Raw genomic sequence first — 26123 nt, 5'->3', positions numbered from 1 at the left:
GCCTTAGGCGTAAGTCGTTAGGACGCAATCGGTCCTAACGACTATTACCTAACGCCTAAGTACCTAACGCCTAAGACCTTCGTAAATGCCGCTGAAGGGAGTCGAACCCCCACCCACTTGCGTGGACATGGACCTGAACCATGCGCGTCTGCCAATTCCGCCACAGCGGCAAGCCACCGATTTTGCCCCACGCGAGGCGGTGACGCAAGTCCCACCGGCGACGCTCAGGTCAGCACAAAAGGCACGACGGATCGCGACGACGCTCCAATCAATTTCCGTCGTGATCCTTCGTGGTTAATCCTGTTTCGGCAGCAGCAGCGGCTGGCCGAGGTCGGCCCGGTAGGCCCGGCGTTGGAGGTCGCGGCCCGCCTCTTCGGTCAGGGCCTCCCAGGCGGCCGCGGCGTCCTGAAGCGCCTGCGCGGGGGGCGCCCCGTCCCGGGCGGCAGACCTCACCGCTGCGGCCAACGCCTCGAGGTAGCGATCGACGCCGATAATCCGCGGCGTCGTCACGTAGCCCGGCTGGGCGAGCGCGTCGTTCAGCTCCGAGGAGAACGCGCTGCCGCTCGGGCCGTCGGGGCCGAGCCAGGGGTCGCTGAGCCGACGGAGCGACGTGCGGCTAGCGGCCACGCCGGGGCTGGCGGTTGCTAGCTGGCGGGCGTTCTCGCGGCCGGCGAGCCACTCTACCAGCCGGAACGCAGACGCCGCGTTGCGGGAAGCAGCCGTCACCCCCGCCAGCCGGCCGGACGAGGCCAGCAGCGTCACCCGCCTGGGCGACTCGGTCGCTTCCCAGGCGTCGCTAATCGCGTTGTAAACGGCGCCGGCGCCCGGCAGCAGCGACACCTCACCCTCGCGGCCGATCCCGCCCGGTTTGGAGGTCCGGTCGGGCCACGCGACGCGGCTGGCGCCGGCGGCGGGGTCCTTTTTTTGGCCGGCGACGCTCGCCAGCTCTTCGAGCGCCCGAACGAAGGGCTGCTCCGTCAGGCGGGGCGCCATCGAGTCGGGGTCGAACAGCATCGCCTCGCGGCTCGGGTGGCTCGCGTAGCAGGCGGCCCGCACCAGCAGCGCGTAGGCCGCCTGGGGGCCCTCCAGCGGCGACGCGACGCCGTCCTGGGGGCCCCACATGTCGGGGGGGGCCTCTCCCGCGTAGGCCAGCAGCGGCGTCGGGCACCCAAGGGGCAACGCCATCGTCACGCCGCCGTAGCGGATCTCGTGTTGGCGGGCCAGCGGCGCTACGTCGTGCAGCGCAAGGTCTTCGCTCTCCAGCACCCCCGCGCGGATCGGCCTGAGCAGCCTCGCGCAGCACAGCTCTCCCAAGTAGCGCGACGCGAAGACGACGACATCGCTGCCGGCTGCGGCCTGCGTTAGGTCCTGGGCCACAAACACATCGAGTTCCCCCCCCGAGGCCGCACGCCACTCGCCGCGTAGGCGCTCGATCGCCTGGGCCAGGGGGGCGTCATTCACGACCGCCACGCGGAGTGTTACACTCGCCGCGGCGGGTTCTGGGGACGCGTCGGGTTTGGTCGGAGCCCCGGGGCAACCGAGCGACGCCGCCAGGGCGACCCCTATCGCCGCGAGAGTCACTTTTCTGCGAGCGACGCAACGCGCCGCACTGCCACGAGAAACGGAGCACCCAGGGATGCGAGCGCTGCTAGGAATCGACATCGGCACGTCGGGGACCAAGACCATCGCGATCAACCCGGCCGGCGAGGTGCTGGCGCAGGCGTCGGCCGCGTACCCCTGCCACCATCCCAAACCGCTGTGGAGCGAACAAGACCCGGAGGATTGGTGGCGGGCGGTCGTCGAAACGGTCCGCGGCGCCGTCAAGAAGGCGGGCCTCAAACCGGCCGACGTCGCCGGCATCGGCCTGTCGGGCCAGATGCACGGGTCGGTGTTCCTCGACCGCGAGGGCCAGGTGGTGCGGCCCGCGATCTTGTGGAACGACCAACGCACCGCGGCCGAGTGCGAAGAGATCGAGAGCCTCGCCGGCGGCCGCAAGCGGCTAGTGAAGATGGTGTCGAACCCGGCCCTGACCGGCTTTACGGCGCCGAAGATCCTGTGGCTCCGCAACAACGAGCCCAAGAACTTCGAGCGGACCGCCACGGTGCTGCTCCCCAAGGACGACGTCCGCCGGCGGCTGACCGGAGAACTAGCAACAGAAGTCAGCGACGCCAGCGGCACGCTGCTGCTGGACGTGGCGCAGCGCAAGTGGTCCGCGCCGCTGCTGGGCAAGCTGGGGCTGGACGCCGATTTGTTGCCGCGGTGCTACGAGAGCGAAGAGGTCACGGGGACGCTGACGCGTGACGCGGCCCAGAAGCTGGGCCTGACCACCGATTGCGTGGTGGTGGGGGGCGCGGGCGACTGCGCCGCGGGCGCCATCGGCAACGGCGTGGTGATGCCGGGGATTGTCTCGACGTCGCTCGGCACCTCCGGCGTGGTGTTTGTCTACAGCGACACGCCGGAGACCGACCCCGAGGGCCGCCTGCACACGTTCTGCCACGCGGTGCGCGGCAAGTGGCACATGATGGGGGTGACGCTGTCGGCCGCCGGATCGTTGCAGTGGTTTGCCGACGCGCTCGCCAAGGACCTGTCGCGTGAGAAGGACGTGTTCGCACGGCTGGTCGAGGAGGCCGAGGCGACGCCCCCCGGCGCCGACGGGCTGTTCTTCCTCCCCTACCTCACCGGCGAGCGCACGCCGCACGCCGACCCGCTGGCACGCGGGGCCTTCGTGGGGCTCACGCCGGCCCACACGCGGGGGCACATGGTCCGTGCGGTGCTCGAAGGGGTCACCTACTCGCTACGCGACTGCCTAGACATCATCCGCGAGATGGGGGTCTCAGTGCGGCAGATCCGCGCCACCGGCGGGGGCGCCAAGAGCCCCGCCTGGCGGCAGATGCAGGCCGACGTGCTGGCGGCCCGCGTCAGCGCGATGCAGGCCGACGAGGGCCCCGCGATGGGGGTGGCGTTGTTGGCCGCGGTGGGATGCGGCGAGTACAAGAGCATCCGCGAGGCGTGCGACGCGGTGGTGCGGACCGCGGACGGGCTCAAGCCAGACGCCAAACGTCGAAAGCATTACGACCGCGCGATGCCGGTCTACCGGCAGCTCTACCCGTCGCTCAAAAACAGCTTTGCGGCGATCGCAGAACTGTCCACGCCAGCGAAGCGGCGCTAGGGGTGCACGCATCGCAACCCGAAGCGCCATCGTAGCCAGGAGCGTAGCGGAAGAATCCGCTGAGCCTGCGCCGCCGCCAAACGAACGCGCCGCGATGGGGCGCCGTTAACTGCCGGTGTCTAAACCACTAGCGTCCAAACCACCGACGGCGGAATCGTTGGGCGACATCAGGTCACAACGCACCTCGGCGCCGAGCAGCCCGAGCACCGGCGCGCCACGTTCGGGCAGCGTGCGTCGGGAGTAGTACTCCTGCAGGTCGACGTGCAGTTGGATCGCCTCTACGTAGCGCGAGCGGGCCTCCAGGCTCTTCTCCAGCAGCGCCGTCAGCTCTTCGAAACGGTCGTCGGAGAGCGCGTCGTCTACCAGCAGCGAGACCAGCTCTTCAACACGCTCAAGCATTTGCGTCGAGTCGGCCATGTTTTCGGGATCATTCATGGGTGGCCATTAGGGGCTGCAGGTGGGCTCGGCCCGGCGGGCTCTAGGAAACGCGGTGGGCTTTAAGCGGACGAAGGTTCCGGGTTGCGGTTCCTAGAACGACTCCTCGATTGCTACGCTAGCGGCGTCGATAGGGTTCGCCCATCTTGGGTTGGATCGGCGTGTCGACGGGCCGCTAATAAACCTTTAGCACAAGAAACGCAATGCCAATCCAGGATGGCCAGCGCGCGGGGCAGGCAGCCGCAGAGGTTTCGCTGATTTTGATGCTGCTGTTCATCGTCGGCGGCGACCCGTCGCCGGCGATCAACGAGCCGCACTATCTCTGCCGCTTAAAGCACTTTTGGGACCCGCAGTTCGCCGCGGGCGACCTCTTCCTGGAGTCGCGCGACGCGCACTTTGCCGTCGTTTGGTCGCTCGGCTGGTTGACGCAGTTCCTCTCGCTGACGCAAACCGCCTGGCTGCTGCGGTTGGGCGCGTGGACACTGCTAGCGGTGGCGTGGCAGAGGCTGGCGACCACCGTGCTGCCCCGGCCCTGGTGGTCGGTCTTCTCGGCGGGGCTGCTGCTCGCCGGCATTCAAGAAGGGAACCTGGCGGGGGAATGGGTGATCGGCGGGTTCGAGGCCAAGTGCCTGGCCTACGGCTTCGTCTGGCTGGCGCTCACCGCGTGGCTGCGCGAGCGATGGTTCTGGATGGCGCTTTGGCTCGGCATCGCTTCTGCGTTTCATGTGCTGGTGGGTGGCTGGGCCGTGGTCATCTTGGCCGCGATCGAGCTGCTGCCGCGGGCGCCGGAAAAATCAGAAAGCGGCGCCGCCGGGCGCTGGAGTTGGTTGGAGGGGGTCCGCAGGCGCAGGCCCGGGGTTGTTGCGGGCCTGGCGATCGGCGGCTTGATCGCGCTGGCCGGCGTCGTGCCTGCGTTGCGCTTGCAGGGGGCCGCGGATCCAGAAACGATCGCCCAGGCGAACCAGATCTACGTCTTCGATCGCTTGCCGCACCACCTAGCGCCGCTCAGCAAGCCGCTGCCCTGGATCGCCGAACGCGCCGGCCGGCACGGGGTGGTTTGGGCCCTGCTGGGGATCACCACGCTCCTGCTGCGGCGCCCGGGGGGCCTCTCGCCCCACACCACGTCGAGGCTCGCCCAGATGCGCGCGTTTGCGTACGGCGCCGGGCTGCTGGCGCTGGCCGGCTTTGCGATCGAGATGGCGTTTGCCGACTACCCGGCGCGGGCCGCGTCGCTGCTGCGGTACTACTGGTTCCGCTGGATCGACGTCGCGGCGCCGATGGCCGTCGGCCTACAGGCAGCGGCCCTCGCGGCCGATCGAATCGCCCGGCGTCAGTACGCCGGGGTCGGCTGGCTCGCGGCGGGGATCGCAGCGACCGCGATCCCGCTGGGGATGACGACCTTCCACCGCTACAGCGACCCATGCCCCCCGGCCGACCGCAAGGCCCCCGACGCCGCGGCGTGGGTCGAGCTGTGCCAATGGGTCCGCAACGAAACCGCCCCCGACGCGTTGTTCTTGCTCCCCCAGTGGTCGCAGTCGTTCAAATGGCGGACCGGCCGGGCCGAGGTGGTGACCTACAAAGACATCCCGCAGGACGCCGCCGGGATCGTGGCCTGGAGCCAGCGCCGAGACCAAGTCGGCGCCGTCGAAACCGCCCTGCGCAAGGGCCGCTCCGAGCTCGCCAAGCAGCGGCTGCTGGAGGTCGCCGCCAAGTACGGGGCCGACTACTGCATCACCACCCGCGGCCGTGCCCTGCCGCTGGCGCCCCACCATGTCGTTGGCCCGTATCTCGTCTACGATCTACGCAGAGAGTCCCCGCCCGCGACGGGGACCGACTAGCCCAGGACCCGACACGCGTTCTCCGCCATGCTCCCGGACCAACCGATTCTTGCCGTGACCTTCGACATGGATGGGTTGCTGGTGAACAGCGAAGACGTGTACGAGCGCGTCGGCAGTGAGACCCTCCGCCGCCGCGGCAAATCGTTCGATACCGCCCTGCGCGACGCGATGATGGGGCGTCCCGCCCCCGATGCGCTGCGGGTGATGATCGAGTGGCACAACCTGACCGACCACGTGGACGCATTGGTTGCCGAGTCGGACGCTACGTTCTGGGAGATGTCCGCGGGCGCCCTGCGGTTGATGCCCGCGGTTGAGCAGACGCTGGCCGCGGTCGAGGCCAAGGGCCTCCCCAAGGGGGTGGCCACCAGCGGCGCCCGCGAGTACGCCAATCGAATCCTCACCGCCGTGGGGATCCGCGACCGCTTTGACTTCATCCTCACGGCCAGCGACGTCACGGCCGGCAAGCCCTCGCCCGAGATCTACCTGCTAGCGGCCGATCGGCACGGCGTGCCGGCCGACCGGATGTTGGTGCTGGAGGACAGCGCTACGGGCTGCCAGGCCGCCGTGGCGGCGGGCGCCTTCGCGGTGGGGGTGCCGAGCCCCCACACGGCGGGGCACGCCTTCCCGGGCGCCGCCTTCGTGGCCGACACGCTCCGCGACCCTCGGATCGCCCAGGTGCTAGCGGTGTGAAGCCGCCGCTTCGGGCTTCGTGCGTCAGAATCGTCGCAGCTTCGCTAATCCCACCCCGCGGCGCCGGCCGATCTCTGCTTCTGGGTGCGTCGCCAGACGGGCCGCTTCTAGACGAAGTCGAGGGAGTGCGATGAAAGCTTGGCAGAAGAACGCGGCCCTGGGGCTGCTGGGATTGCTCGCCGCGGGCCCCCAAATCGGTTGCCGCGCTTGCTCCTCTGCGTACGACTACTCGTCCCCGGTCGCCAACTGCGACTGCTGCGGCTGCGGCGGGCGTAGCGGCACTGCCGCTGGCGGCGCCGTGATGGCCGGCGAGACCTACATCGAAGACGGCGGCATGATGATGGAGCCGCCGATGATGATGGAAGACGGCTCGATGACCTACCCAGACGGCTACTGAGCCACCGGCTGAGCGCTACGGGGAACGCCGCGCACGGTTGAACGCCTCGGCGTCGAACGGGTCGCGGGGCCGGTAGGCTTCGGCCGGCGTCTCTGGCCGCACGTCGTCTCCGGGCAGCGTGTCGGGCGTGCCGAATGCCGCCTCGGCGGCGCCGGGCTTCGACAGGTACGCGTAGGGGTTTTCTGGACCGCCGTCGCTGGGCGCTTCGTACGACGCCTGCCGGACGGGGCCTTCTTGGCGCGAGTCGGCCACGGCCGATTCCGCGGCCTCCGGGGTTGGCGCCACGAGTTCTACCCACGCGGCGACGCGCTCGAGCTGATCGACGCGTCGGCCGATGAACCAGGGCTGATCTGCCCCGCCGTGCGGTGTCCGCGCGGCCTGCAGCAGCGGGCTGTCGCCGGGGGCCTCGCGGTCGATGGCGGACAGCACGGCCATCAGGTTGGTGAGCGTCGAACGCCGGTCGCCGTGGCCGTAAACCAGCCCGCGGTCGAGCTGGAACACCTCGGAGCCACCGGCCTGATGGCACCCGGCGGTGGTGCAGTTGTTGACCAAGATCGGCTGCACCCGGCGCGAGAACTCGGCCAGGGCGCCCTCGGGCAGGCTGGGGACGCCGGCGTCGGGCGGGGTGATGGTGGTGGTGGTCTTGGCCGGCGCCGAGGAGGCCGGCTCGCCGCGCTCGGCCCGCTGCCACGCCGCCATCAGGCGCTGCTGGGCCGGGGCGATCCGAGGGTCGCCCGGCGTCAGGGCCTTGGCTTGCAGCAATTGCTGGGCGGCCTGCTTCCAGAGCTCATTCTGCTGGCACCACTCGGCCAGGTCGATGTGCTCGCCCGGCAGCGGCGAAACCAACTGCGTGCGGCGCCACGCGTACAGCTCCTCGACGGAGGCCGCAATCTTGGCCACCTGCGACGGCCGCAGGGTGATCTCGCTGCCCGGGTTCTCGATCCGGACCTGTTCTCCTAAGAGCCGGACCTCGCCACGCATCACGGCCCCGTTGTGCAGCAACACCACCGCGGTGTCGGCGGGGGCCGGCGACGCCCCGAGGGCCGCCAGCAGTACCGGCAGTCGGAGCAGAATGGCCTGTGGCAGCGGCTTGAGGGTCATGGCGGCCAGAGGGTAGGGGGTCGCCTGCTGGCGCGTCAACACTAGCCGGTCGAAAATCGCCCAGTTAGACTCAAGTTTCTGGGAACTGCGATCCTACTTCCGCCCAAACGCCATGGCAGCACAGCGTCGCACGGTGCGGTATTCCGGTCGTGTTCAGGGGGTCGGCTTCCGCGCTGCCACTCGACGGATCGCGGCCGCCTACGCGGTCACGGGCTACGTGCAGAACCTGCCCGACGGCAGCGTGCGGATGGTGGCCGAAGGGCCCAGCGACGAACTAGACGCGTTTCAAACGGCGATCCGCAAGCAGATGGCCGACCGGATCGCTGCCGAGTTCAGCGACCCCCAGCCGCCGCTGGGGGATTTCGACGACTTTTCCATCCGTTACTAGCACTCCGCTACCGCTTCAGCCAACCGCTTACTCCGCCGGCCGATGGACACCTCGACCCTTCAACTCTGGATCACGCCGCTCTGGATCGTCGCCGCCGGGGTGACGCTGGGCGTGGCGGTGCTGGCGCTGCTGTGGGGGCTCGCGGCCCTGGTCTCGCGCAAGGCGGGGGCGTGGATCACCTCGTGGGTCACCGATGGGCCCCTGGCCTGGGTGTCGGCCGTGGCCGGGGTATGGGTGACGCTGTTCCTCATCGGCCTGCCGGTGATGCCGGTGCGGGAGGTGGCTTCCTCGATGGCCCGGATCGGGAGCGTCGGCGAGCGCACCGAAACGGTCCCGCTGGAGCCCCGCACCGAAGACGAGGTCTACGCGTTGCAGAACCCGTTCGTCGCGGCCGAGGTGAAGCGGTACGAGTTCCAGAGCGACCAGGACCTACGGGTCGCGGTTGAGAAGGGGGTGGCCTACGACAGCCCCGTGGTGCTGGTGCAGGGGGACGAGCCCTACGTCTGGACCCCCGCCAGCAAGCGGGCCCGCGGCTTCGAAGGCGCCGTCGACACGCTCTACATCACCAACGAGTCCGACCTCCCGGCAGAGCTGACGATCAGCCTCACCACCGAGCTGCGTACGCCCGAAGCACGCGACGTGCTGTGGGCCGCCGGCGCGGTGATCACTTTCTACCTGAGCTACCTGCTGATCGCTTCGCTGCTGCGCGGCACCGGCATCGTGGCGCTGGCGACCGCCAAGGAGGCGATGGGGCAGCCGCTCTACCTGCTGCTGCTGATCGTCGGCGCCGTGGCGATGGTGGCCTTCGTGTACATCCCATACAACACGTTCGGCGAAGACGTGAAGATGCTGAAGGACTCTGGCCGGTCGCTGATCATGGTGTTCGGCATCGTCTTCGCGCTGTGGACCGCCAGCGTGTCGGTGGCGGACGAGATCGAGGGCAAAACGGCCCTCACGCTCCTCTCGAAGCCCATCAGCCGGCGCCAATTCATCCTGGGCAAGTTCCTCGGCATCGTCTGGCCGGTGGTGGTGATGTTCGTCATCCTCGGCGGGTTCCTGATGGCCGCGGTGTCGTACAAGGTGGTGTACGACTCGCGCGAGTCTTCCAACCCCACCCCCAACTGGCAAGAGTGCAACACGGAGATGATCCGCACCGTGCCGGTGCTGACGCTGGCGCTCATGGAGACGATCGTGCTGGCCTCGATCAGCCTGGCCATCTCAACGCGGCTGCCGATGCTGCCCAACCTGATCATTGTCGGCACGATCTACGTGCTGGGGCACCTGACGCCGCTGGTGGCCCAGTCGTCGGTGGGGAAGAACGAGTTTGTGTCGTTCTTTGGCCGGTTGAGCGCCGTGGTGCTGCCGGTGCTCGACCACTTCAACGTCGAGGCGGCCACGGTCGGCGCGCGCAGCGTGCCGCTAGACTACCTGCTGTGGGCGGGCGTCTACTGCCTGTTGTTCGTCACGATCGCGATGCTGGTTGCGCTGACGCTGTTCGAGGACCGCGACCTCGCGTGACCCAGCCTGCTGACACCCCGCCGAACGGTCTCGAGGTAGCCCTGGAGCCGCACGCCGAAGGGGTGGTGTTGCCGGTGCTCGCCCGCGCCTCGGGGCGCGCCAATCAGTTTGCCGGGGTCCACGACGGAAGACTGCGGGTGATCGTCACCGTGGCGCCTGAGCGCGGCAAAGCAAACGCCGCGGTGGTCGCGGTCGTCGCCGATCGCTTGGGGCTCCGGCCCGCGGAGGTCAGTGTCTTGGCTGGGCACACCAACCCCCGCAAGAAGCTGCTGATCCGCGGCGCCAATGTCGCGGAACTCGCCGGCCTGCTGCGCCGCGAAGCCGGGGCTGGGTGAATCTGCCGCGGCGATTGTCGCGCAACGCGGTGGCGCCTATCATCGGTGGGGCTGCACGTCCGCCGGGCGGCGCTACGAACCCCGGTTGTTCCCCTCGCTCGGTTCTATGAAGAAAGCGCTCCGCAGGCTCGCCAAGTACTCGGTTCTGACGGCGATCACCGTGGCGGCGATCTTCGTCATGTGGTGGTCGAGCAAGAAAGACGACTCCGCCGCGGCCCGGATGCGCGACCAGCTCGCCGCCCCCGCCCCCGCCATCGCCAAGGCGAAGCCCCGCGTAGCCGTGCGTTCGGTTGAGCCCGGCCTCTGCGAGCTCACGGTGACCTTTAGCGGCAAGATCCGCCCCTGGGAGACCTACACGCTGGGCTTCGAGGTCGGCGGGCGGGTCCAGCAGTTGGGGGTCAACCAGGCCGGCGAGATGCTCGACGTGGGCGATCGGGTCGTCGCCGGTCAGGTGCTGGCGCGGCTCGACGACCGGGTGTACATCGCCCGCCGCGGCGAGGCGGTCGCTCAGTTCGAGCAGGCGACCTCCGACCTCCGCCGCGCCCGCCAGCTCTACGAGGGCCGCTCGGGCGCGCTGACCGAGGCCGAGTTCCAAGAGGTGCTCACGCAGATGGCCCTGGCCAAGAGCCAGCAGGAGGTGGCCGTCAAGAACCTAGAAGACTCCGTGCTGGTGTCGCCGGTCGACGGCACGATCGCCGACCGGATGGCGGTCCCCGGCGAGTCGGTCGGGCCGAACGAGGCGGTCTTCGAGATCGTGCAGAACGACGATGTCTTGCTGGTGGTCGACGTTCCCGAGTCGCGCGTGCGCGAGCTCCAGGCGCGGATGCGAGTCACCCGGCAGCAGGACGCGGACGCCCCGTTCCGCGCTTACGTGCAGCTCGAGGGCCGCGACATGTTCGGCCAGAAGTGGCCGGCGATCGAGGCGGAGGTCTACCGCATCGCTCAGGTGGCCGACGAGCGCACCGGTCTGTTTGAAGTCGAGATCCGGATCCCGAACTCCGAGCGTCTGCTGCGGCCCGGGATGGTCGCCACCGCGCGGATCGTCACCGACGAGGTGCTGGGCTACCGCGTGCCGGAATCGGCCGTCATCTTCCGGGGCCGCGACGCCCACCTGTTCACGCTCCGCGACACGTCGCTCCCGGTTCGGGTGATGTTCTGGGACATCGCCGAGACCGAGGCGCCACGCGCCCAGCGGGTCGAGCTGAAGCAGTGGGTCGACCTGGGCAACGAGGTCGTCATCCCGTCAACCGCCGCGTCGCTTGAGCGGGTCGTGGTGCGCGGCCAGCAACGCCTCTCCGACGGCGAGCTGGTGCGCGTCGTCAACGACCCGGGCGAGCCGCCGGCGCCAGCCGGTGGAGGTTCGGTAGCAGAGAAGCCCGACGCCCCAGAAAAGACCTCCGCCCGCAACGCCTTGCGACAGGCTCAGTAAGACGGTTCACCGTTGAGACCGCACTCGAAAAGAAAAACGTCTCTCGCAGAGGCGCGGAGGCGCAGAGAGTCAATGAACAAGGTACACCCAGTTCGTCCTCTGCGTCTCCGCGCCTCGGCGAGAGAATTGCTCTGTCCGTCTCAGTGTACTGGGTGGCTCCGTGGTTAACCTTCGTCCGTAGTTGAAATTGCCATGAAGCTCAGCGAACAAGCCATCGACCACCCCCGCACGGTGCTGGTCTGCACGATCTTGGTGCTGCTGCTGGCGATCTTCTCGGCCGTGCTGACCCCGGTGCAGCTCGCCCCGGCGATCACCAAGGCGGTGGTGCTGGTCGCCATCCCGTACCCCGACTCGCTCCCGACCGAGAGCGAGAACGAGATCGCCCGCAAGGTGGAAGACGCCCTCGGCGAGCTCCAGAGCGTCGACTTCATCGCGTCGACCAGCCTCCGCGGCTCGTCGATCACGCAGGTTGTCTTCTTGGACGGCGTCGACCCCGACGAAGCGGAACGCAAGGTCAAGGACCTGATCGACCGGGTGCGCAACGAGTTCCCGGTCGGGCGCGAGGTGCAGCCCAACGTTAAGAAGATCGACTTCGAGAACGCGCCGCTGATGCTGGTGAACATGACGCCGCGCACGGCGATGGACGACCGAGAGCTGAAGAAGATCGCCGAGGACGTGCAGGAGCAGCTCGAGAAGATCGACGGCGTGGCCAACACGCAGCTCTTTGGGGGCAAGGAACGCGAGATCCAGGTCAATGTGAACCCGGACATGATGATCCAGTACGGCGTGAGCCTGCAGCAGCTCCGCCAGGCGCTGGTCGACTTCCACGCCGAGGTCCCCGCGGGCGAGTTCACCACCGGTTCGTTCGACCGCCGCGTGCAGAACGAGACCAAGCTGCGCGGCGTCGACGACATCCGCGAGGCGATCGTCAGCAGCGAGGGGGGGCGGGTGATCCGCGTCGCCGATGTCGCCGAAGTGACCGACGCGTTCCGCAAGACGCTCAACCACGCCCGCTTCGACGGCAAAGACGGCGCCCTGCTGATCATCAATAAAGAGTCCGGCATCAACACGCTGGGGGCCGCGCGGGACCTGAACCGGGCGGTCGAGGCGCTGCGTGGCCAGTTCCCGGGGCTCGAGTTCCAAACCACCCGCGACGCGTCGAAAGAGATCTGGGTGATGTTCCGGGTGCTCGGCTCCAGCGCCCTGTTCGGCGCCATGCTGGTGCTGGTGATCTTGGCCTGGAGCATGGGGCTGCGGATCAGCGTGCTGGTGCTGCTGGCGATCCCGTTCAGCCTGGCGGTGGCGCTGGTGTTCTTGTACTTCGCCGGCATCCCCGTATCAAACATGGTGGTGTTCAGCTTCATCCTGGTGCTGGGGATGGTGGTGGACGGCGCGATCATCGTGGCGGAGAACATCCACCGCCACATCGAGCGCGGCGAGGAGCCCATCGACGCCGCCAAGATCGGCATCCAGGAGGTGGGGCTGCCGGTGATCGCGGCCGACCTGACCACTATCGCGGCGTTCCTGCCGATGATCATGGTCCCCGGCATCATGGGCGACTTCATGGGGGTCATGCCGCGCGTGGTGAGCGTGGCGCTGCTGGGCTCGGTGCTGGTAGACCACTTCATCCTGCCCACCCTCGCGGCGCGCTGGTACCGCCGGCGTACACCCGAGGCGGACGACACCTCCGCGTACTTCCACGCCCAACCCGGTCCTGAGGGCGCGGCGCCGACTCAGTTGCGTGTCAGGCCGAAGCTCGATCCGTTCACGCGCGGGTACGCACGCGTGCTGAAGTTCGCGCTCAACAACCGCACCTACGTGATCGCGTGGGGTTTCCTGGCGATGTGCGGCGCGTTCTTGTTGATCGGAAAGCTGGGGTTCAAGTTCTTCCCGTCCAGCGACCGCGGCCAGTTCACCGTCAGCTACGAACTCCCGCTGGGGTACAGCATCGAAGAGACGCTGGCCGCGTCGCAGGTAATCATCGATCCGCTGCGCAAGTGGGACAAGACGGGGGCGTTGCTGCACTACGTAACCTCGGTCGGCACCTCGGGGGGGCTGTCGATGCGGGTCGACGAGGACGCGGCGACCGGCCCGGAGTTCGGCCAGGTGCAGGTCGAGATGACCCCCCCGATGGACCGCGAGGTGCAGATGGAGGAGGTGATCCGCTACCTCCGAGACAACATCCGACCGCTGCCGGGCATGAAGGTGTCGATCGATATCGTCGAAGAAGGGCCGCCGGGGGGCTCGGACGTAGCGATCCGCCTCACCGGCGACAATCTCGAGCAGCTAGGCCGGTTGGGGAAGCAGATCACCCAGGACCTCGCGGCCCTGCCCGGGACCGTCGACGCCGCCACCGACTACCGCCCCGACAGCCCCTCGCTGGTGATCGAGCCGCGCCCCGAAGTGGTGGGCCTGTTCGGCCTGACCGAGATGCAGATCGCCCAGGCGGTGCAAACGGCGATCGCGGGCGACAACCGGATCCAGATCACGCTGGACGACGAGGACGTCGACATCCGCATCCAGCTCGCAGCGGAGTACCAGCAGAGCCCCGCCGACCTCGAGCGTTTGATGGTCCGCGCCGCGGACGGCAAGCGGGCGACCATCGGCCAGCTCGCCGAACTGCGGCGCGACTTCGGCGTCTATAGCGTGAACCGCTACGACCGCGACCGCGCCGTGATGGCCCGCTGTGACGTGCTCGACCCGATCACCCCGTCGGACATCTTCAAGCAGGTCGCGGGAGACGTCTTGCCGTCGCTGGGGTTTGTGCCGGCCGACGACAGCGAGATCGCGATCGAGGGCTACGCAAAGAAGTTTGTCGGCGCGCCCACGACCCCGGCCGAAGGGATCAAGGCGGAGTTTACCGGCGAGAACGACGAGCGCGACAAGAACTTCGGCTACCTGCTCCGCAGCATGGTGCTGGGGGTCGTGCTGATCGCCGGCATCTTGGTCTGGCAGTTCAACAGCTTCCGGCAGAGCGTGATTGTCATGACCAGCGTGCCGCTGTCGTTCATCGGCGTCGTGATCGGGATGTGGGCGGCCGGCTTCCCATTCAGCCTGGCGAGCTTCATCGGGCTGGTGAGCCTGACCGGCATCGTGGTGAACGACGCGATCGTGCTGGTGGACTTCACCAACCAAGCCCGCCGCCAGCGGGGCCTCTCGGTCCGCGACGCGTTGATGGAGGCGGGCGTGAACCGCCTCCGGCCGGTGCTGCTGACCACCGTCACCACCATCGGCGGCCTGCTGCCGCTGCTGCTGAACATCTCCGGCGGCGCCGAGTTCTGGCAGCCGCTGACCGGCGCGGTGGTGTACGGATTGGCTTTCGCGACGGTGCTGACGCTGGTCTACATCCCGGCCTGCTACAGCTTCGCCTACCGGCCGCTCGAGAAAGACGAGTACGTGTTGATCCCCGTGGTGATCTTCCCGTGTGTGGGGCTGCTGCTGTGGATCGTCTACCAGCAGTCGAGCGCCGCGGCGGGCCTGGGCGTCGTGGGGATGCTGGGGGGGCTGATCGCGTTGTCGAGCGCCGCGATCCTGCTCACCTCGAAGGACCCGAAAGAACGCGAGGCGGTGCACGCGATGATGAGCACGCACCCATTGTGAGCCGGGGCGTCCCCGCCCCCGGCGCAGCGCATAGGATGCTCTACTCGGCTGCGCCGGGGGCGGGGGCGCCCCGGCTCGCAAGGCGCGCGCCCTCGATCAGTCTTCGAAGCGGATATCCAAGATCTCGAACCGAGACACGCCGGCCGGCACCTCGACGTCCACCTTCTCTCCCTTCTTCTTGCCGATTAGGCCCTGGGCCAGCGGGCTGGTGACGTTGATGCGGCCCTCGTCCGCGTCCTCTTCGCCGGCGCCCACCAGGATGAACTCCTCGGTGTCGCCGAAGTCGAGGTCCTTCACCTTGACGGTGCAGCCGAACACCACCTCGTCCTTGGGGAGCTTTGATCGGTCGACGATGCTCGCCTTGGAGAGCTTCATCCGCAGCTCGTTGATCTTCGCCTGCAGCATCCCCTGGCTCTCGCGGGCGCCGTGGTACTCGGCGTTCTCCTTGAGGTCCCCCTCGGCCCGGGCCTCGGCGATCCGCTTGGTGACTTCCGGCATCTTCTCGTCTTCGAGCTCGGCCAGCTCTGCGCGGAGCTTGTCGTAACCCGTGCGGGTCATCGGGATCATGTCCATGGCGTATCGGCCTCGTTCAGCACGGCGAAAAAAAAGAAGCAGGGCCCCACGCCGGGCGCCCCGCTCAGCCACTATTCTAGAACCTGTGAGGCGCGTGTAAAGCGGCACTAAAGGCCAATCGTCAAGGGCGCCATCGAAGATGATAGATGATAGAGGTTAGATGATAGTGAAGGACAAATCCCCTGGTCTATCATCTAACCTCTATCATCTATCATCTCAATCACCCAGGTAGAGCATGCAGCCGCAGCCGCCGCACAGGACCGGCTTCTCCAGCGAGAGGTTGTTCTGCTGGTTGGCGGTGATCTGCTGGCCGCAGCCGGTGCAGACCCCCTCCTCGGACGCGGCTAGCCCCTCGTCGCCCCGGGCCCCAACAATGCGTGCGTACTCCGCCTTAAAATCTCCCGGCAGCCGCTTCTGGACCGTGCTCAGCTCTGCTTCTAGGCGGGCGATCTCTTGGCGCAGCCCGTCTGCGGCGGATTCCACCTCGGTGGTCGTCTTCTCCAGCTCGCGTCTGCCCGTCGCAAGGTGCTGTTCGGCCTCGGCGACCCGTGCGCTGAGGTCGTCGATCCGTTCGAGCGTCTCGAGGATCTCGTCCCCCAGCACGCTGCCGGCCATTTCTGCCGCGGCGATCTGCTCCGTGAGCGTCTGATACTCTTTGTTGCTGCTGCACGCGTTCAGGTTGACCCGCCAGCCGGCGATGCGCTGCTCGGAGGTCTCCAGGTCGAGCTGCTTGCGGTCCGCGGACAGGCGGGCCTGCTTGACCAGCTCCTTGGCCGCTTCGAGCGCCGTCTGCAACTGAACCACGGCCCCTTCACGAGCCCGGATCTGCCGGGGGCCTCGCTCGAGCCGACCGCGCAGCTCGGCTAGCTGCGTCAGGATGCTGTGAAGCTCGCGGAGCGTTTGGGTCGCCTGCGCCATGGTCGCCTATTGGACGGGGGAAACGATGCCGAAGCAGTCGCAGGGGAGCAGCCGACGGGCTACGCCCCGTCGGAGGGGCTCGGTAGATGAACTCTCGCCAACCCCTCCGACGGGGCGTAGCCCTTCGGCTATTGCCTTCTGAGGACTGCTTTATCCCCGCCACCGACGCGATTGCCAAGCCCCGCGACCCCCTGAAAACAAACACGGCCGACGCGCCGCTGGGGCGCGCCGGCCGTGAGGGATGTCTTGCGTTGAGAAAACTAGGCCGCCGCGACCAGCGGCTCTTCCGGGACGAAGCAGGCCAGCATCTGGCTGCGGACGGGGCTCTGCAGCTTGGCGACCGCCTTGGCCTCGATCTGACGGACGCGTTCGCGGGTGACCTTGAAGATCCGGCCCACTTCTTCCAGCGTGTAGCTGTAGCCGTCCACCAGGCCGTACCGCAGGCGGATGATCTCCCGCTCGCGGAAGGTGAGCGTCTTGAGCAGCTCCTCGATCCGCTCCCGCAGCAGGCTGTTGTTGGCCAGCTTGTGGGGGCTCTCGGCGCCGTGGTCCTCGACAAACTCGCCGAAGCAGCAGTCGTCGCCGTCGCCGATCGGGCGGTCGAGGCTCACCGGGCTGCGGCCGATGTCCATCACGCGCTCGGTCTCTTCCAGGCTCACGCCAGAGGCCAGGGCGGTTTCTTCGGTCGTCGGCTCACGGCCGAGTTCTTGCTGCAATCGCTTGGCCGTGTTCCGCAGCTTGGTGAGCACGTCGATCATGTGCACCGGGATACGGATGGTGCGGGCCTGGTCCGCGATGGCGCGGGTGATGGCCTGGCGGATCCACCACGTGGCGTAGGTGCTGAACTTGAAGCCGCGGCGGTACTCGTACTTGTCTACCGCCCGCATCAGCCCGGTGTTGCCTTCCTGGATCAGGTCCAAGAAGCTCAGCCCGCGGTTGCGGTACTTCTTGGCGATGGACACCACCAGACGGAGGTTGCCGCTGCACAGGTCGCGCTTGGTGTTGTCGAACGCGCGGTACTGCTGCTTCAGCTCCGAAACGCGCCGGGCCAGGCTGGCCGGCGATTCGAGCGTCTGCTGCATCAGCTTCCGCAGCGCGCCCCGGACCGAGGCGATGTGCCCCTCGGAGGCTCCGGTCTTCTTCAGCTCGCGCAGCTCTTGCTGCAGGTGCGTCATCCGGCCGGAGATCTTCTCGAGCTCGCCGATGAGCGGCCAGACCCGCTTGGTGCGGAGGCTGAGCTCTTCGACCAGCACCAGCATCTTGTTGCGACGACGCAGGTACCGCTTCCGCGCGGCCTGCTTCGCTTCTTCTTCCGCGCTCTTGCTGGTCAGCGTGGCGAAGTCTTGCCGCTGCGCCGCCATCAGCGTGCGGAGCGTCACCAGGTTGGCGGGCATCCGGCCGGAGACCTGCTCCTTGGTCAGCAGCTCGGTGAGCGAGACCTTGATGGTGCGGTCGAAGGGGAGCTCGCCCGAGTTGACGCGGTCGAGCGTGGCGACGGTCGCCTCCAGGGCGTAGAACGAGCGGAGCAGGTTGCGGCGGAACCGCTTGCGGGTGAGCTCGATCTTCTTGGCCAGCGAGATCTCTTCGTCCCGCGTCAGCAGCGGGATCTCCGCCATCTGAGACAGGTACATGCGGATGGGGTCGCTGCCCGACTTCGGCAGGGTCTCGTGCAGCAGGTGCGACCGATCGACGGCGGTCTCGAGCACGGGCTCTTCGAACTCACGCCGTGTGGGGAACTGCGGGTGCTCCCGCACCTCGACTCCCAGTTGCTCGATGGCGGCGAGCACCGCGTCGATCCGCTCGGTCCCGTAGATCTCGTCCGGCAGCAGCGGGAAGAGCTGGTGGTAGTAGAGGCAGCCCTGCTCGCGGGCGAGCTCCACCAGGTGATCGAGGGAAGCGTTAACGTCGAATGTCGGCTGGGTCATCAATCGTCTCCTCGCGTGCATCCTGCACGCCTACGAGGTGCTCACGGCGCCGATGCGCTCCCGACGCCGATTGCGGGCGACGCGGGACATCGGCAACGGACCGCCAGACCCCTTATCCTTCCGTGGATAGGGAACCGGTCTGTCGGTCCTTCTTCAAACGATTCAGCAGGTCAAATAGCGCACTCTCTTGGGCATCGGGGTCAAGCTCGCCCGAACGCAGGGCGTCGATGTCGGCCCTCCGCTCGGCGCGGTCGATCCGCTGATGGAACGACCGCATCAATGCTTCGTAGCGCCCCTGGCGGTCCGGGGCTTCGGTAGCTTCTTCCTTGTGACGGCGGTGCTCGTCGAGTGTGACCACCAGCGACTGGAGCGCCGGGTCGTCGGTCGCGGAGAGCACGGCTTGGGCGTCGATCTCTGCGTCGACCGGCAGGGCGGCTTCTACGCGTGCGTAGAGTTCGAACACCCGCCGGGCGTCCGCGTGCGTCAGCGTTGTGGCGTGGACCTCGTTCAGGATGCGCCGGCCGCAACCGCTGTCTGCAATCATCAACTCCAGCAGCTCCTGCTCCCACGCGGGCAGGGGCTGCCGAGCGGCGCCGGGGTTGTCTCGGGCGACGGCGGGCCGCGCAACCCGCGCCGCGGCGCCGCGGCGCAATTCCATCAGCCGGCTGCGGAGGCTCTCCGGCGGCAGCCGCATCTCGCGGGCCAACCGACCCACCACGTGCTGCTCGCGCAGCATCTGGGAAGAGTCCGGCAGCCCCCCCGCGGAGCGGGTCTTGGCGAGCGTCGCGAGGACCTGCTCTACGGCGAGCGAGGCCTCGTGCGTCTGGTCGGCGGAGACCAATCCTTTGGTCACGCTGCTCAGCTTGTGTTCGAGTGCGTCCGGCGCCGAATCAATCAGCGACCGGAATTTGTCCCTTCCATGAGTCTGAATAAAATCACACGGATCGAGCCCATCGGGCAAGGTCAGTATGCGCAGGTCGACCGGATTTCCGACAAATAGTTCCAGCACTTCGCTAGCACGCTTGCGTCCGGCGTCGTCGCCGTCCAGCACCAGCACGATGTGGTCGGTGAACCTGCGGATCAAGGGTAAATGCTTCTCGGTGAGGGCCGTGCCGAGCACCGCCACCGCGTTCTCCACCCCGTGCTGGTGGGCGGCGATCACGTCGGTGTAGCCCTCCATCACCACCAACTGATTGAGCTGGCTGACCGTCGGCCGCGCCCAGTCCAGCGCGTAGAGCTGGTTGCTCTTGGAGAACAGCGGCGTCTCCGGCGAGTTGATGTACTTGGCCGACTTGTCGTCGGCCAGCTCCGGAAGCACCCGCCCGCCGAAGGCGATCGGCCGGCCCTGCACGTCGCGGATGGGGAACATCACCCGGCCGCGGAAGCGGTCGTAAAATCCGTCACCTTGCTGCCGCGGCGCGGCCAGGCCGATGCGCTCCAGCACCGCGGGAGAAAAACTCGTGTGCTTCGCCTGGGTGAGGATCCACTCCCAACTGGGGGGAGAAAACCCGATCTGGAACTTCTTTACCGACGCCTCATCGATCCGGCGGTCGGCCACGTACTGCCGCGCGCCCTCGGCCTGCCCGTCGTGCAGCAGGCAGCGGTGGAACCGCTCCGCGGCCCACGCGCACGCGGCCAGCAGCGTGCGCTTGTCGCCCGGTCCCCCCGCCTCGGCCGGTTTGGCGGCGGTCAGCGTTACGCCGGCGCGCTCGGCGAGCATCTCCAGCGCGTCGCGGAACTCGAGCCCCTCCATCCGCATCACAAAGCTGAACAGGTCGCCGCCGACGTCGCACACCCAGCACTTGAACGTCTGCCGCTCTTGGCTGATCTGCAGGCTCGGCTTCGAGTCGTCGTGCCAGGGGCAGATGCCGACGTAGTTGCGCCCCTGGCGGCGGAGCTGCATGTACCCGCCGACCAGATCGACGATGTCGATCGCCTGGCGTACCTGTTCTTTCGCGTCCTGCGAGTCGGGATGGTTCATTCAGAGGCAACGAATAGGACGCGGATTTTCGCCGATCCAGCGGATTACGAAAGGATTTAAACTCGTATCCGTATGAATCCGCTTCATCCGCGACAATCCGCGTCCCATTTTTTGTGTTCGAGTCAGGTGGACTAACGGCGCGTGAATGGGACGCTTAGCGGCGAGCGGCCAACCTCTACCTCAACCATCGCCTCGACCGGGCCCGAGCGTTCGATCCTGCGGATCTCGACCCGCGCCGTCGATCCGATCTCGGTCGCGGCGATCGCGCGGCTAAGCAGCGTGGGGTCGGTCGCTTGATGGTCGTTCCAGGTCAAGATGATGTCGCCCGGCTGCAGCCCGGCGCGTTCGGCGGGGCCGTCCTGCACGACCTGGGCCACCAGCACCCCGCGTCCATCCTCCATCCCAAACTTGCGTCGGACAGCGGTGGGCACCGGTTCGGGCTGGACGCCCAGGTAGCCGCGTTCGACGAAGCCGTCCTTGCGGATCGCCTCGTACTGCTCACGCGCGATCGTGCTGGGGATGGCGAAGCTAATGCCGCGGTAGCTGGGGCCGACGATCGCCGAGTTGATCCCCACGATCTTGCCGTCGATCCCAACCAGCGGCCCGCCGCTATTGCCCGGGTTCACCGCCACGTCCGACTGCAAGTACTCCTGGTAGGCGCCGCGGACCATGCCGCTCGAGCTGCGGCGTTCCTTGGCGCTGACGATGCCGAAGGTGATGCTGCTGTCGAGGCCAAACGGGCTGCCGACCGCCCACACCAGGTCTCCCAGGTCGAGCGCGTCGCTGTCTCCCCACTGGGCGGCGACAAGGTTCTCTGCGTCGATCTTGATCACCGCGAGGTCCGTCCCTTCGTCTACGCCAACAATCGTGGCGTCGATCGTGCGGCCATCGGTAAGCCGGACGTGGAGCCCGCGAGCGCCGATCACCACGTGCAGGTTGGTGACGATGTACCCCTCGGGATCAACGATCACGCCGGAGCCTTGCCCCTCTTCGCCGCCGAAGCCCGGCTTGTGGATGCTGACCACGCTGGGACCAACCCGCTTGGCGACCAGGCGAGAAGCGAGCGAGAAATCCTCGAGACGCGGCTTGAGCTTCTCCAGGCCCTGGGTCGCTACATCGACCTCCGCGTCCAGCTTGCCGTAGGCGGCGTTGTAGTAGAAAGTCCGCACCATGTCGGGCCCGACCATCCGCGCGATCCCGACAACGCTCAGCACCGACAGCAGCACCACGAGCATCGACAACCTACCCCGGTTTGGGGGGGAGGCGTCGGGGTAGGGGGCCGTACCGCCAGCAGAACCGGGTCGCAGTGGCATATCCGCTTCGTCATCCATCTTTGGCGGCTCGCGCTAGGGTCACGGGGGTTCAGCGTGATTATAGAGGGCCGAAGCGAACGGGGCGAATGGTCGGGGGCGGCCCGCCTAGACGCCCCGCAGGAAGCTACGTTTGTAGGACTAATCCCTGCCGTACCGCCCCACCAAGAACCGCGGAGCCGCTCCCTTGAACGCAACCCTCCCCGAGATCGACCCCAATGGGCAGCCGTTGCCGGAAGCGCTAACGGACGCCAACTGGACGGGACCGTGTTGTGAAAAGTGCGGCGCGCCGCAGCGCGACCCGGGCATGACCGCCTGCACCGCCTGCGGCTGGTACGCGAGCCTGGGGATCTACGTTGAGGTCTCACGCGAGTGGGAATCCGCCATGGGGGGGGGACCGGCCGCTGCCCCCCCCGCGAGGGCATCGGTTGGGTCGGTCCTGGGCAGTATCCCGGGGTGGGCATGGGGGTTGCTGGCGACGCAAGCCGTGGTGGTGGCCTGCTGCGTCGCGCTGCGCCTCGCTACTTCGCCCGAGAGCGATCTGCGCAGCGCGTGGGGGGTCGGCCTGCTGTTGGGGGGCCTGGTGCTGGCCATGCTCTGCCACTTCGCCGCCTTTGTGCTGGTCGCCGCCGACGACCCCGACATGAGCGTGCTCGACCTGGTGGTCAGCCCGCTCAAGTCTTGGATCAAGCTCTGCCACGGCCTCCCCAGGCGCCACTGGCTGCTCAACGCCTGCGTCTCGTCACTGGTCACGGCGGTGTGCGCGGCGGGCATTGTCGGCGGCATCCCCTACGAGCGGCTGTGGGATTGGGGGATCCAGGCGCCGACCAAGAAGAACCTTGTTGCCGCGATCGCCCAGAAGGGGGCCGGGAACAAGAACGAGAAGCAGTCGATGGAAGAGGCCATGAAATCGTTCGCCGACGACGCAGCGGTCGATGGTTACGGCCCTGATGGGCAACTGAAGCCGGTCCCCAAGTCGGCGGAGATCGCCCGCAAGTCGATCGACGGGCTGATTGTTGGCTTCACCATCGGCGGTAAGGGGCGGATCGACGAGCTGATCGTCGTCACCGAGCACAACAAGCGCCTGCTGTACGCCGGGCGTGTCCGCCCGACGTTGCCGCCTGCCGAGCTCGACGCGCTCCAGCTCAAACTGCAAGCCAACCTCGCCCCCAGGCCGTTCGTCACCGTCCTGGGCGACGCGAACTGGGTGCATCCCAAGTTCCCGTGCCGGCTTACCTACGACCGACGCGTAGAGTCCGGCATGCTGCAGGGGCTGCTGTGGGACCGTCCGCTGGCCGAGATCAAGATGCCTTGGTGAGGAAAGCGGTCGAAGAGTCGAAGTGGCGAAGTGTCGAAGAGTCGAAGTGGCGCCACCAGCTTCCTTTACTCGACCCCTTTGACATTTTGCCCCTTCGATCGTGCACCGCGTAAGGAATTCTCTCTTGGCCTTCGGTCGATTATGCTCGACCGCATGGCCCACCGCCCCTCGCCACGCCTGCCCCGTTACTTTCCGTCTGCTGAACTCGCGGACGAGGAGGGGCTGTTGGTGGTTGGCGGGGCGCTCGACCCCGACGTGCTGCTAGACGCCTACCGGCACGGCATCTTCCCTTGGCCCATCGACGATGTGTCGCCGCTGCTGTGGTTCTCGCCCGACCCACGCGCGCTGATCGAGCTCGACGGGCTGCACGTCTCGCGGCGGCTTGCGCGGACCATCCGCAGCGGCAGGTTTAACGCGACGTGCGATCAGGCGTTTGCAGACGTGATGAAGGGCTGCGCGACCGCCCCGGGCCGCCGCGGCGGCACCTGGATCACCCCTACGATGCGGCGGGCCTACACCCGGCTCCACCGCCTGGGGCACGCCCACAGCGTCGAAGTATGGCGAGACGGCGAGCTGGCCGGCGGCGTGTACGGCGTGGCGATCGGCGGCCTATTTGCGGCCGAGTCGATGTTCCACCGCGAGACCGACGCGTCCAAGGTGGCGCTGGCCGCGCTTGTTGGACACCTCAACCGCCGTGGCTACCAACTGCTTGACGTGCAGCAGTGGAACGAGCACACGGGCAGCATGGGCGCCATTGAGGCGCCCCGTGCCGAGTACCTCCGCCGGCTGGCCGTGGCGGTGGAGGCGCCGGTCACGTTCGGCGATACGCTAGAAGGGGCCGTGGACCCGCGCCCGTAGCCTCTACAGGTGCACCTGAAGGGAGCGGCCGAGTGGTTCGCGCAGCTCGCCAATCAGCCGGTCGCCATCGCTTTCGCGCCACGTCCAAAACGATTCGACCGCGGCGGCGAACGCCGCTTGCTCGCGCTCGGCGAGCGTCGCTGCCTCGAACCGCGACGCTTCGTCTCCCCAGTGCTCAAACCGCGTCATGGCCGAGGCGTGGTCGTTGATGGCGCCCAGGCGGTCTTGCACCGTCTTGAGACGCGGCAACGTTTCGTCTGCGTACCCCGCCGGCAGCACGCCAGCCAGAATCTCGACCGCGTAGCGCAGTCGCTTGGCCTCGATGCGGAACTGGTGCAGTGCTTCCGCTTCGCGCGTGTTGGGCCGCGCGGCGTCGAGGCGATCAATGAGGGCGATCGTGCGCTCCAGCGCCCAAGGCGCGACGGCCGTTTGCCCGGCGCCCTTGCCCGGCGCCTTTTTCCACAACCGCCGGCTGAGTTTCTTGAGCTTGCGGCCGCCATCGAGCTCGCGGCTTGCCCGCTTCACGGCACGCTGGGCCTTGTCTCGCTGCTCCGCCAGTACTTGCAGCACGTGGGTGGGGGGCGGTTCCACCGCGCCCAACCGTTCCATCAAAACGTCGAGGTCGCGGGCGTCCCCCGCTGCTTGGCGGGCACGCTTCAGGTTGCGCATCAGGCGATTCCGCGGCCCTTTAGGGAGCACGTCTTGGAATAAGCGGAGCGCTGCCGCAGCGCGGCGGCTCGCGACACGAAGCCGGTGCACTGGCTCGATGTCGCCGGCCGACTGCCTGGCCGCCTTTGGCAATTTCTTGCGCAGCTTGCGGACACGCTGCTCGATGGCTCGGCGCGCCGCTACCGCTACGGTGTCGTCCTGCGAGGGGGCTGGGTTGCGGGGCATGGCGTCTGTTCGGAGAGAGATGCGGCCGTCGCCGCTGGATTCTCTATCCTAGTCGCCGCGGGCCGCTCAAGCGATCAGCGGGCGGAGCACATTGCGGCTAATCCGCAGGCTTTGCTTGCGGCGATCCAGCGTCTCAGTGAACGCCTCGTCCTCGACCTCGATGCACACAGGGCCGTCAAAACCCGCGTCGGTGAGGGCGCCAATCCACTTTCCCCAGTCGATGTCCCCCAGCCCAGGGATCTTGGCGGTCCCGCGGTCCATCGGCGGAACCAGCGAGCCGACGTCGTTGAGCCGCTCAACGTCGATCCGCATATCCTTGGCGTGCGTGTGGAAGATCCGCGGTCCGAACTCGCGGATGGGCGCGATGGGGTCCATCAACTGCATCCGCAGGTGCGATGGGTCGTAGTTCAGCCCAAAGTTGGGCGAGGGGATAATTTCGAACATCCGCCGCCAGATGGCGGGGGACCGCGCCAGGTTCAGCCCGAACGGCCAGGTTTTCTCGTATAGCATCGGGCAGTTCTCGATGCCGATCCGTACGCCCCGCTCTTCGGCGTGCCGAACGATGCCGGGCCAAACCTCCTCAAACAACTTGAAGTTGTCTTCTAGGTTGAGCGTCTGATTGGCGCCGACGAACGAATTGATTCCGCCGAGCCCCAGCATTGGCGCCGCGTCGATCACTTTATGCAGGTGTGCCTGGGCGGCCTCGGCCTGGTCCGCCTGGGCCGACAGCGGCACGGAGTAGTACCCCAGCGCCGAGATCGCCACGCCGTGCTTCTCGCACAACGCGCGGACATCGTCCGCCATCGCCTGGGTGAACTCCGAACAGTCGATGTGGCACACGCCGCCGTACGCGCGGTCCGGCCCGCCGGGGGGCCAGCACATCACCTCGACACAGTCAAACCCTTCGAGGGCGGCGAACTCGAACACGTGGTCGAGCGAAAGGTCGGGGAAGATGGCGGATACGAAGCCGAGTTGCATTGGAGGTCGTTCTCGGTTTTGGGTAAATCTCTACGATCAGTTACGGCTCTGCTACACCAAGGTCTCGGCATATTTTTCGGGCCAGATGCTCGTCAATCTCCCGATGACGTGGCACAGAAGTGCGTCGATTGCTCGCCGCGTTCCGCCACCAAGAATGCCGCCCTCCTTCTCGGAGCAACTCGCAGCGTTGTGACACAAGGTGCCGTATGAGATCGCGACGCTTCATGACGAGATGGCGACTTCTTCGTAGGGATCGCCCACGGCGTCGCGAGCTTCCTGACGATTCATTGCGAGCGCCTCGTCGAGACACTCACGCAAGCTATCCAGCAATTCCTCGCGAGTCGCCTCTTGGCAATTTACGCCGGGAACTTCCTCAATCCAGCCGATCCACCAGGGACCGTTTTGTCGGATGACGGCATTAAAGGTTGCTGGCATTTAGGAACCCAATGATAAAGGACGAAATCATGC

At 67.4% G+C, this 26123-nt stretch carries 23 protein-coding genes and 1 tRNA gene; 11 read left to right on the top strand and 13 right to left on the bottom strand.

The annotated features are described in order from the left end of the window. Window positions 1-86: 86 nt before the first annotated feature. Window positions 87-170, bottom strand: a tRNA-Leu gene (locus Pla175_RS17605). A 124-nt stretch (window positions 171-294) separates the two neighbouring features. Further along, a complete protein-coding gene (locus Pla175_RS17600; RefSeq protein ID WP_145288111.1) occupies window positions 295-1461 on the bottom strand; it encodes a hypothetical protein in 1167 nt (388 codons plus the stop codon). Window positions 1462-1636: 175 nt separating this feature from the next. Between Pla175_RS17600 and xylB the strand changes: the two genes are divergently transcribed. Beyond that, window positions 1637-3169, top strand: a complete 1533-nt coding sequence (gene xylB / locus Pla175_RS17595; protein WP_145288108.1) for a xylulokinase — start codon at window positions 1637-1639, stop codon at window positions 3167-3169. 105 nt (window positions 3170-3274) lie between these two features. On the opposite strand, the gene Pla175_RS17590 is transcribed toward xylB, so the two are convergent. Beyond that, on the bottom strand, window positions 3275-3604 hold the full coding sequence (locus tag Pla175_RS17590; RefSeq protein WP_145288105.1) for a hypothetical protein: 330 nt from the start codon (window positions 3602-3604) through the stop codon (window positions 3275-3277). 203 nt (window positions 3605-3807) lie between these two features. Between Pla175_RS17590 and Pla175_RS17585 the strand changes: the two genes are divergently transcribed. From Pla175_RS17585 to Pla175_RS17575, 3 genes are all read left to right on the top strand, one after another. Beyond that, a complete protein-coding gene (locus Pla175_RS17585) occupies window positions 3808-5442 on the top strand; it encodes a DUF6798 domain-containing protein (protein WP_145288102.1) in 1635 nt (544 codons plus the stop codon). A gap of 27 nt (window positions 5443-5469) precedes the next feature. Further along, window positions 5470-6132 (top strand): HAD family hydrolase, encoded by a 663-nt coding sequence (locus Pla175_RS17580; protein ID WP_145288099.1) that lies wholly within the window; start codon window positions 5470-5472, stop codon window positions 6130-6132. Window positions 6133-6262: 130 nt separating this feature from the next. Further along, window positions 6263-6529 (top strand): hypothetical protein, encoded by a 267-nt coding sequence (locus tag Pla175_RS17575; RefSeq protein WP_145288096.1) that lies wholly within the window; start codon window positions 6263-6265, stop codon window positions 6527-6529. Between the two features lie 15 nt (window positions 6530-6544). Here Pla175_RS17575 and Pla175_RS17570 read toward each other — a convergent pair whose 3' ends face one another. Continuing rightward, entirely contained in the window at window positions 6545-7630 is a 1086-nt protein-coding gene (locus Pla175_RS17570) for a hypothetical protein (RefSeq protein WP_145288093.1), read from the bottom strand. A gap of 112 nt (window positions 7631-7742) precedes the next feature. Between Pla175_RS17570 and Pla175_RS17565 the strand changes: the two genes are divergently transcribed. From Pla175_RS17565 to Pla175_RS17545, 5 genes are all read left to right on the top strand, one after another. Continuing rightward, window positions 7743-8018 carry an acylphosphatase gene (locus tag Pla175_RS17565; RefSeq protein ID WP_145288089.1) on the top strand — a complete coding sequence of 92 codons (276 nt, stop codon included), beginning with the start codon at window positions 7743-7745 and terminating at the stop codon, window positions 8016-8018. Window positions 8019-8060: 42 nt separating this feature from the next. Further along, complete coding sequence (locus Pla175_RS17560; RefSeq protein ID WP_145288086.1) at window positions 8061-9536, top strand: ABC transporter permease; 1476 nt, start codon at window positions 8061-8063, stop codon at window positions 9534-9536. After that, on the top strand, window positions 9533-9871 hold the full coding sequence (locus tag Pla175_RS26180; protein ID WP_197526942.1) for a DUF167 domain-containing protein: 339 nt from the start codon (window positions 9533-9535) through the stop codon (window positions 9869-9871). The genes Pla175_RS17560 and Pla175_RS26180 overlap by 4 nt, the downstream gene beginning before the upstream one ends. A 106-nt stretch (window positions 9872-9977) precedes the next feature. Next, entirely contained in the window at window positions 9978-11300 is a 1323-nt protein-coding gene (locus Pla175_RS17550; protein WP_197526941.1) for an efflux RND transporter periplasmic adaptor subunit, read from the top strand. 192 nt (window positions 11301-11492) lie between these two features. Next, complete coding sequence (locus Pla175_RS17545; RefSeq protein WP_145288080.1) at window positions 11493-14900, top strand: efflux RND transporter permease subunit; 3408 nt, start codon at window positions 11493-11495, stop codon at window positions 14898-14900. A gap of 96 nt (window positions 14901-14996) precedes the next feature. Here Pla175_RS17545 and greA read toward each other — a convergent pair whose 3' ends face one another. From greA to Pla175_RS17520, 5 genes are all read right to left on the bottom strand, one after another. Continuing rightward, entirely contained in the window at window positions 14997-15473 is a 477-nt protein-coding gene (gene greA / locus Pla175_RS17540; RefSeq protein ID WP_231953951.1) for a transcription elongation factor GreA, read from the bottom strand. Between the two features lie 216 nt (window positions 15474-15689). After that, window positions 15690-16391 carry a zinc ribbon domain-containing protein gene (locus Pla175_RS17535; RefSeq protein ID WP_145288077.1) on the bottom strand — a complete coding sequence of 234 codons (702 nt, stop codon included), beginning with the start codon at window positions 16389-16391 and terminating at the stop codon, window positions 15690-15692. Window positions 16392-16651: 260 nt separating this feature from the next. Continuing rightward, the gene (locus tag Pla175_RS17530; RefSeq protein WP_197526940.1) at window positions 16652-18316 is read right to left on the bottom strand and encodes a sigma-70 family RNA polymerase sigma factor; all 1665 of its coding nucleotides are present in this window, start codon (window positions 18314-18316) and stop codon (window positions 16652-16654) included. Between the two features lie 112 nt (window positions 18317-18428). Further along, a complete protein-coding gene (dnaG, locus tag Pla175_RS17525) occupies window positions 18429-20297 on the bottom strand; it encodes a DNA primase (protein WP_145288072.1) in 1869 nt (622 codons plus the stop codon). Between the two features lie 131 nt (window positions 20298-20428). Then, window positions 20429-21610, bottom strand: a complete 1182-nt coding sequence (locus tag Pla175_RS17520; protein ID WP_197526939.1) for a S1C family serine protease — start codon at window positions 21608-21610, stop codon at window positions 20429-20431. A gap of 184 nt (window positions 21611-21794) precedes the next feature. On the opposite strand from Pla175_RS17520, the gene Pla175_RS17515 reads away from it, so the two are divergent. Both Pla175_RS17515 and aat read left to right on the top strand, forming a co-directional pair. Further along, the gene (locus tag Pla175_RS17515; protein ID WP_145288066.1) at window positions 21795-22925 is read left to right on the top strand and encodes a hypothetical protein; all 1131 of its coding nucleotides are present in this window, start codon (window positions 21795-21797) and stop codon (window positions 22923-22925) included. 141 nt (window positions 22926-23066) lie between these two features. Then, the gene (aat, locus tag Pla175_RS17510; RefSeq protein WP_231953949.1) at window positions 23067-23783 is read left to right on the top strand and encodes a leucyl/phenylalanyl-tRNA--protein transferase; all 717 of its coding nucleotides are present in this window, start codon (window positions 23067-23069) and stop codon (window positions 23781-23783) included. Between the two features lie 3 nt (window positions 23784-23786). Here the strand turns inward: aat and Pla175_RS17505 are convergent, their stop codons facing one another. The 4 genes from Pla175_RS17505 to Pla175_RS17490 form a co-directional block, all read right to left on the bottom strand. Next, complete coding sequence (locus Pla175_RS17505) at window positions 23787-24677, bottom strand: CHAD domain-containing protein (RefSeq protein WP_145288060.1); 891 nt, start codon at window positions 24675-24677, stop codon at window positions 23787-23789. Window positions 24678-24743: 66 nt separating this feature from the next. Beyond that, window positions 24744-25655 carry a sugar phosphate isomerase/epimerase family protein gene (locus tag Pla175_RS17500; protein WP_145288058.1) on the bottom strand — a complete coding sequence of 304 codons (912 nt, stop codon included), beginning with the start codon at window positions 25653-25655 and terminating at the stop codon, window positions 24744-24746. Between the two features lie 40 nt (window positions 25656-25695). Then, entirely contained in the window at window positions 25696-25881 is a 186-nt protein-coding gene (locus Pla175_RS17495) for a type II toxin-antitoxin system HicA family toxin (protein WP_145288055.1), read from the bottom strand. After that, the gene (locus tag Pla175_RS17490) at window positions 25878-26090 is read right to left on the bottom strand and encodes a type II toxin-antitoxin system HicB family antitoxin (RefSeq protein WP_145288051.1); all 213 of its coding nucleotides are present in this window, start codon (window positions 26088-26090) and stop codon (window positions 25878-25880) included. Before Pla175_RS17490 ends, Pla175_RS17495 begins: the two co-directional genes overlap by 4 nt. Between the last annotated feature and the right edge of the window lie 33 nt (window positions 26091-26123).

Source organism: Pirellulimonas nuda, assembly GCF_007750855.1.
Lineage (GTDB): Bacteria > Planctomycetota > Planctomycetia > Pirellulales > Lacipirellulaceae > Pirellulimonas > Pirellulimonas nuda.
The sequence above is the reverse complement of the archived record's forward strand: the minus strand, read 5'-3'. Positions and strand labels throughout refer to the sequence as shown.

Bases quoted from the DNA above. Each gene is read 5' to 3' on its own strand.
- Pla175_RS17500 (WP_145288058.1), bottom strand. From the start codon at position 25,655: ATGCAACTCGGCTTCGTATCCGCCATCTTCCCCGACCTTTCGCTCGAC.
- Pla175_RS17550 (WP_197526941.1), top strand. From the start codon at position 9,978: ATGAAGAAAGCGCTCCGCAGGCTCGCCAAGTACTCGGTTCTGACGGCG.
- dnaG (WP_145288072.1), bottom strand. From the start codon at position 20,297: ATGAACCATCCCGACTCGCAGGACGCGAAAGAACAGGTACGCCAGGCG.
- aat (WP_231953949.1), top strand. From the start codon at position 23,067: ATGCTCGACCGCATGGCCCACCGCCCCTCGCCACGCCTGCCCCGTTAC.
- xylB (WP_145288108.1), top strand. From the start codon at position 1,637: ATGCGAGCGCTGCTAGGAATCGACATCGGCACGTCGGGGACCAAGACC.
- Pla175_RS17505 (WP_145288060.1), bottom strand. From the start codon at position 24,677: ATGCCCCGCAACCCAGCCCCCTCGCAGGACGACACCGTAGCGGTAGCG.
- Pla175_RS17520 (WP_197526939.1), bottom strand. From the start codon at position 21,610: ATGCCACTGCGACCCGGTTCTGCTGGCGGTACGGCCCCCTACCCCGAC.
- Pla175_RS17570 (WP_145288093.1), bottom strand. From the start codon at position 7,630: ATGACCCTCAAGCCGCTGCCACAGGCCATTCTGCTCCGACTGCCGGTA.
- Pla175_RS17585 (WP_145288102.1), top strand. From the start codon at position 3,808: ATGCCAATCCAGGATGGCCAGCGCGCGGGGCAGGCAGCCGCAGAGGTT.
- greA (WP_231953951.1), bottom strand. From the start codon at position 15,473: ATGGACATGATCCCGATGACCCGCACGGGTTACGACAAGCTCCGCGCA.
- Pla175_RS17590 (WP_145288105.1), bottom strand. From the start codon at position 3,604: ATGAATGATCCCGAAAACATGGCCGACTCGACGCAAATGCTTGAGCGT.
- Pla175_RS17560 (WP_145288086.1), top strand. From the start codon at position 8,061: ATGGACACCTCGACCCTTCAACTCTGGATCACGCCGCTCTGGATCGTC.
- Pla175_RS17565 (WP_145288089.1), top strand. From the start codon at position 7,743: ATGGCAGCACAGCGTCGCACGGTGCGGTATTCCGGTCGTGTTCAGGGG.
- Pla175_RS17530 (WP_197526940.1), bottom strand. From the start codon at position 18,316: ATGACCCAGCCGACATTCGACGTTAACGCTTCCCTCGATCACCTGGTG.
- Pla175_RS17580 (WP_145288099.1), top strand. From the start codon at position 5,470: ATGCTCCCGGACCAACCGATTCTTGCCGTGACCTTCGACATGGATGGG.
- Pla175_RS17535 (WP_145288077.1), bottom strand. From the start codon at position 16,391: ATGGCGCAGGCGACCCAAACGCTCCGCGAGCTTCACAGCATCCTGACG.
- Pla175_RS17490 (WP_145288051.1), bottom strand. From the start codon at position 26,090: ATGCCAGCAACCTTTAATGCCGTCATCCGACAAAACGGTCCCTGGTGG.
- Pla175_RS17495 (WP_145288055.1), bottom strand. From the start codon at position 25,881: ATGAAGCGTCGCGATCTCATACGGCACCTTGTGTCACAACGCTGCGAG.
- Pla175_RS17575 (WP_145288096.1), top strand. From the start codon at position 6,263: ATGAAAGCTTGGCAGAAGAACGCGGCCCTGGGGCTGCTGGGATTGCTC.
- Pla175_RS17545 (WP_145288080.1), top strand. From the start codon at position 11,493: ATGAAGCTCAGCGAACAAGCCATCGACCACCCCCGCACGGTGCTGGTC.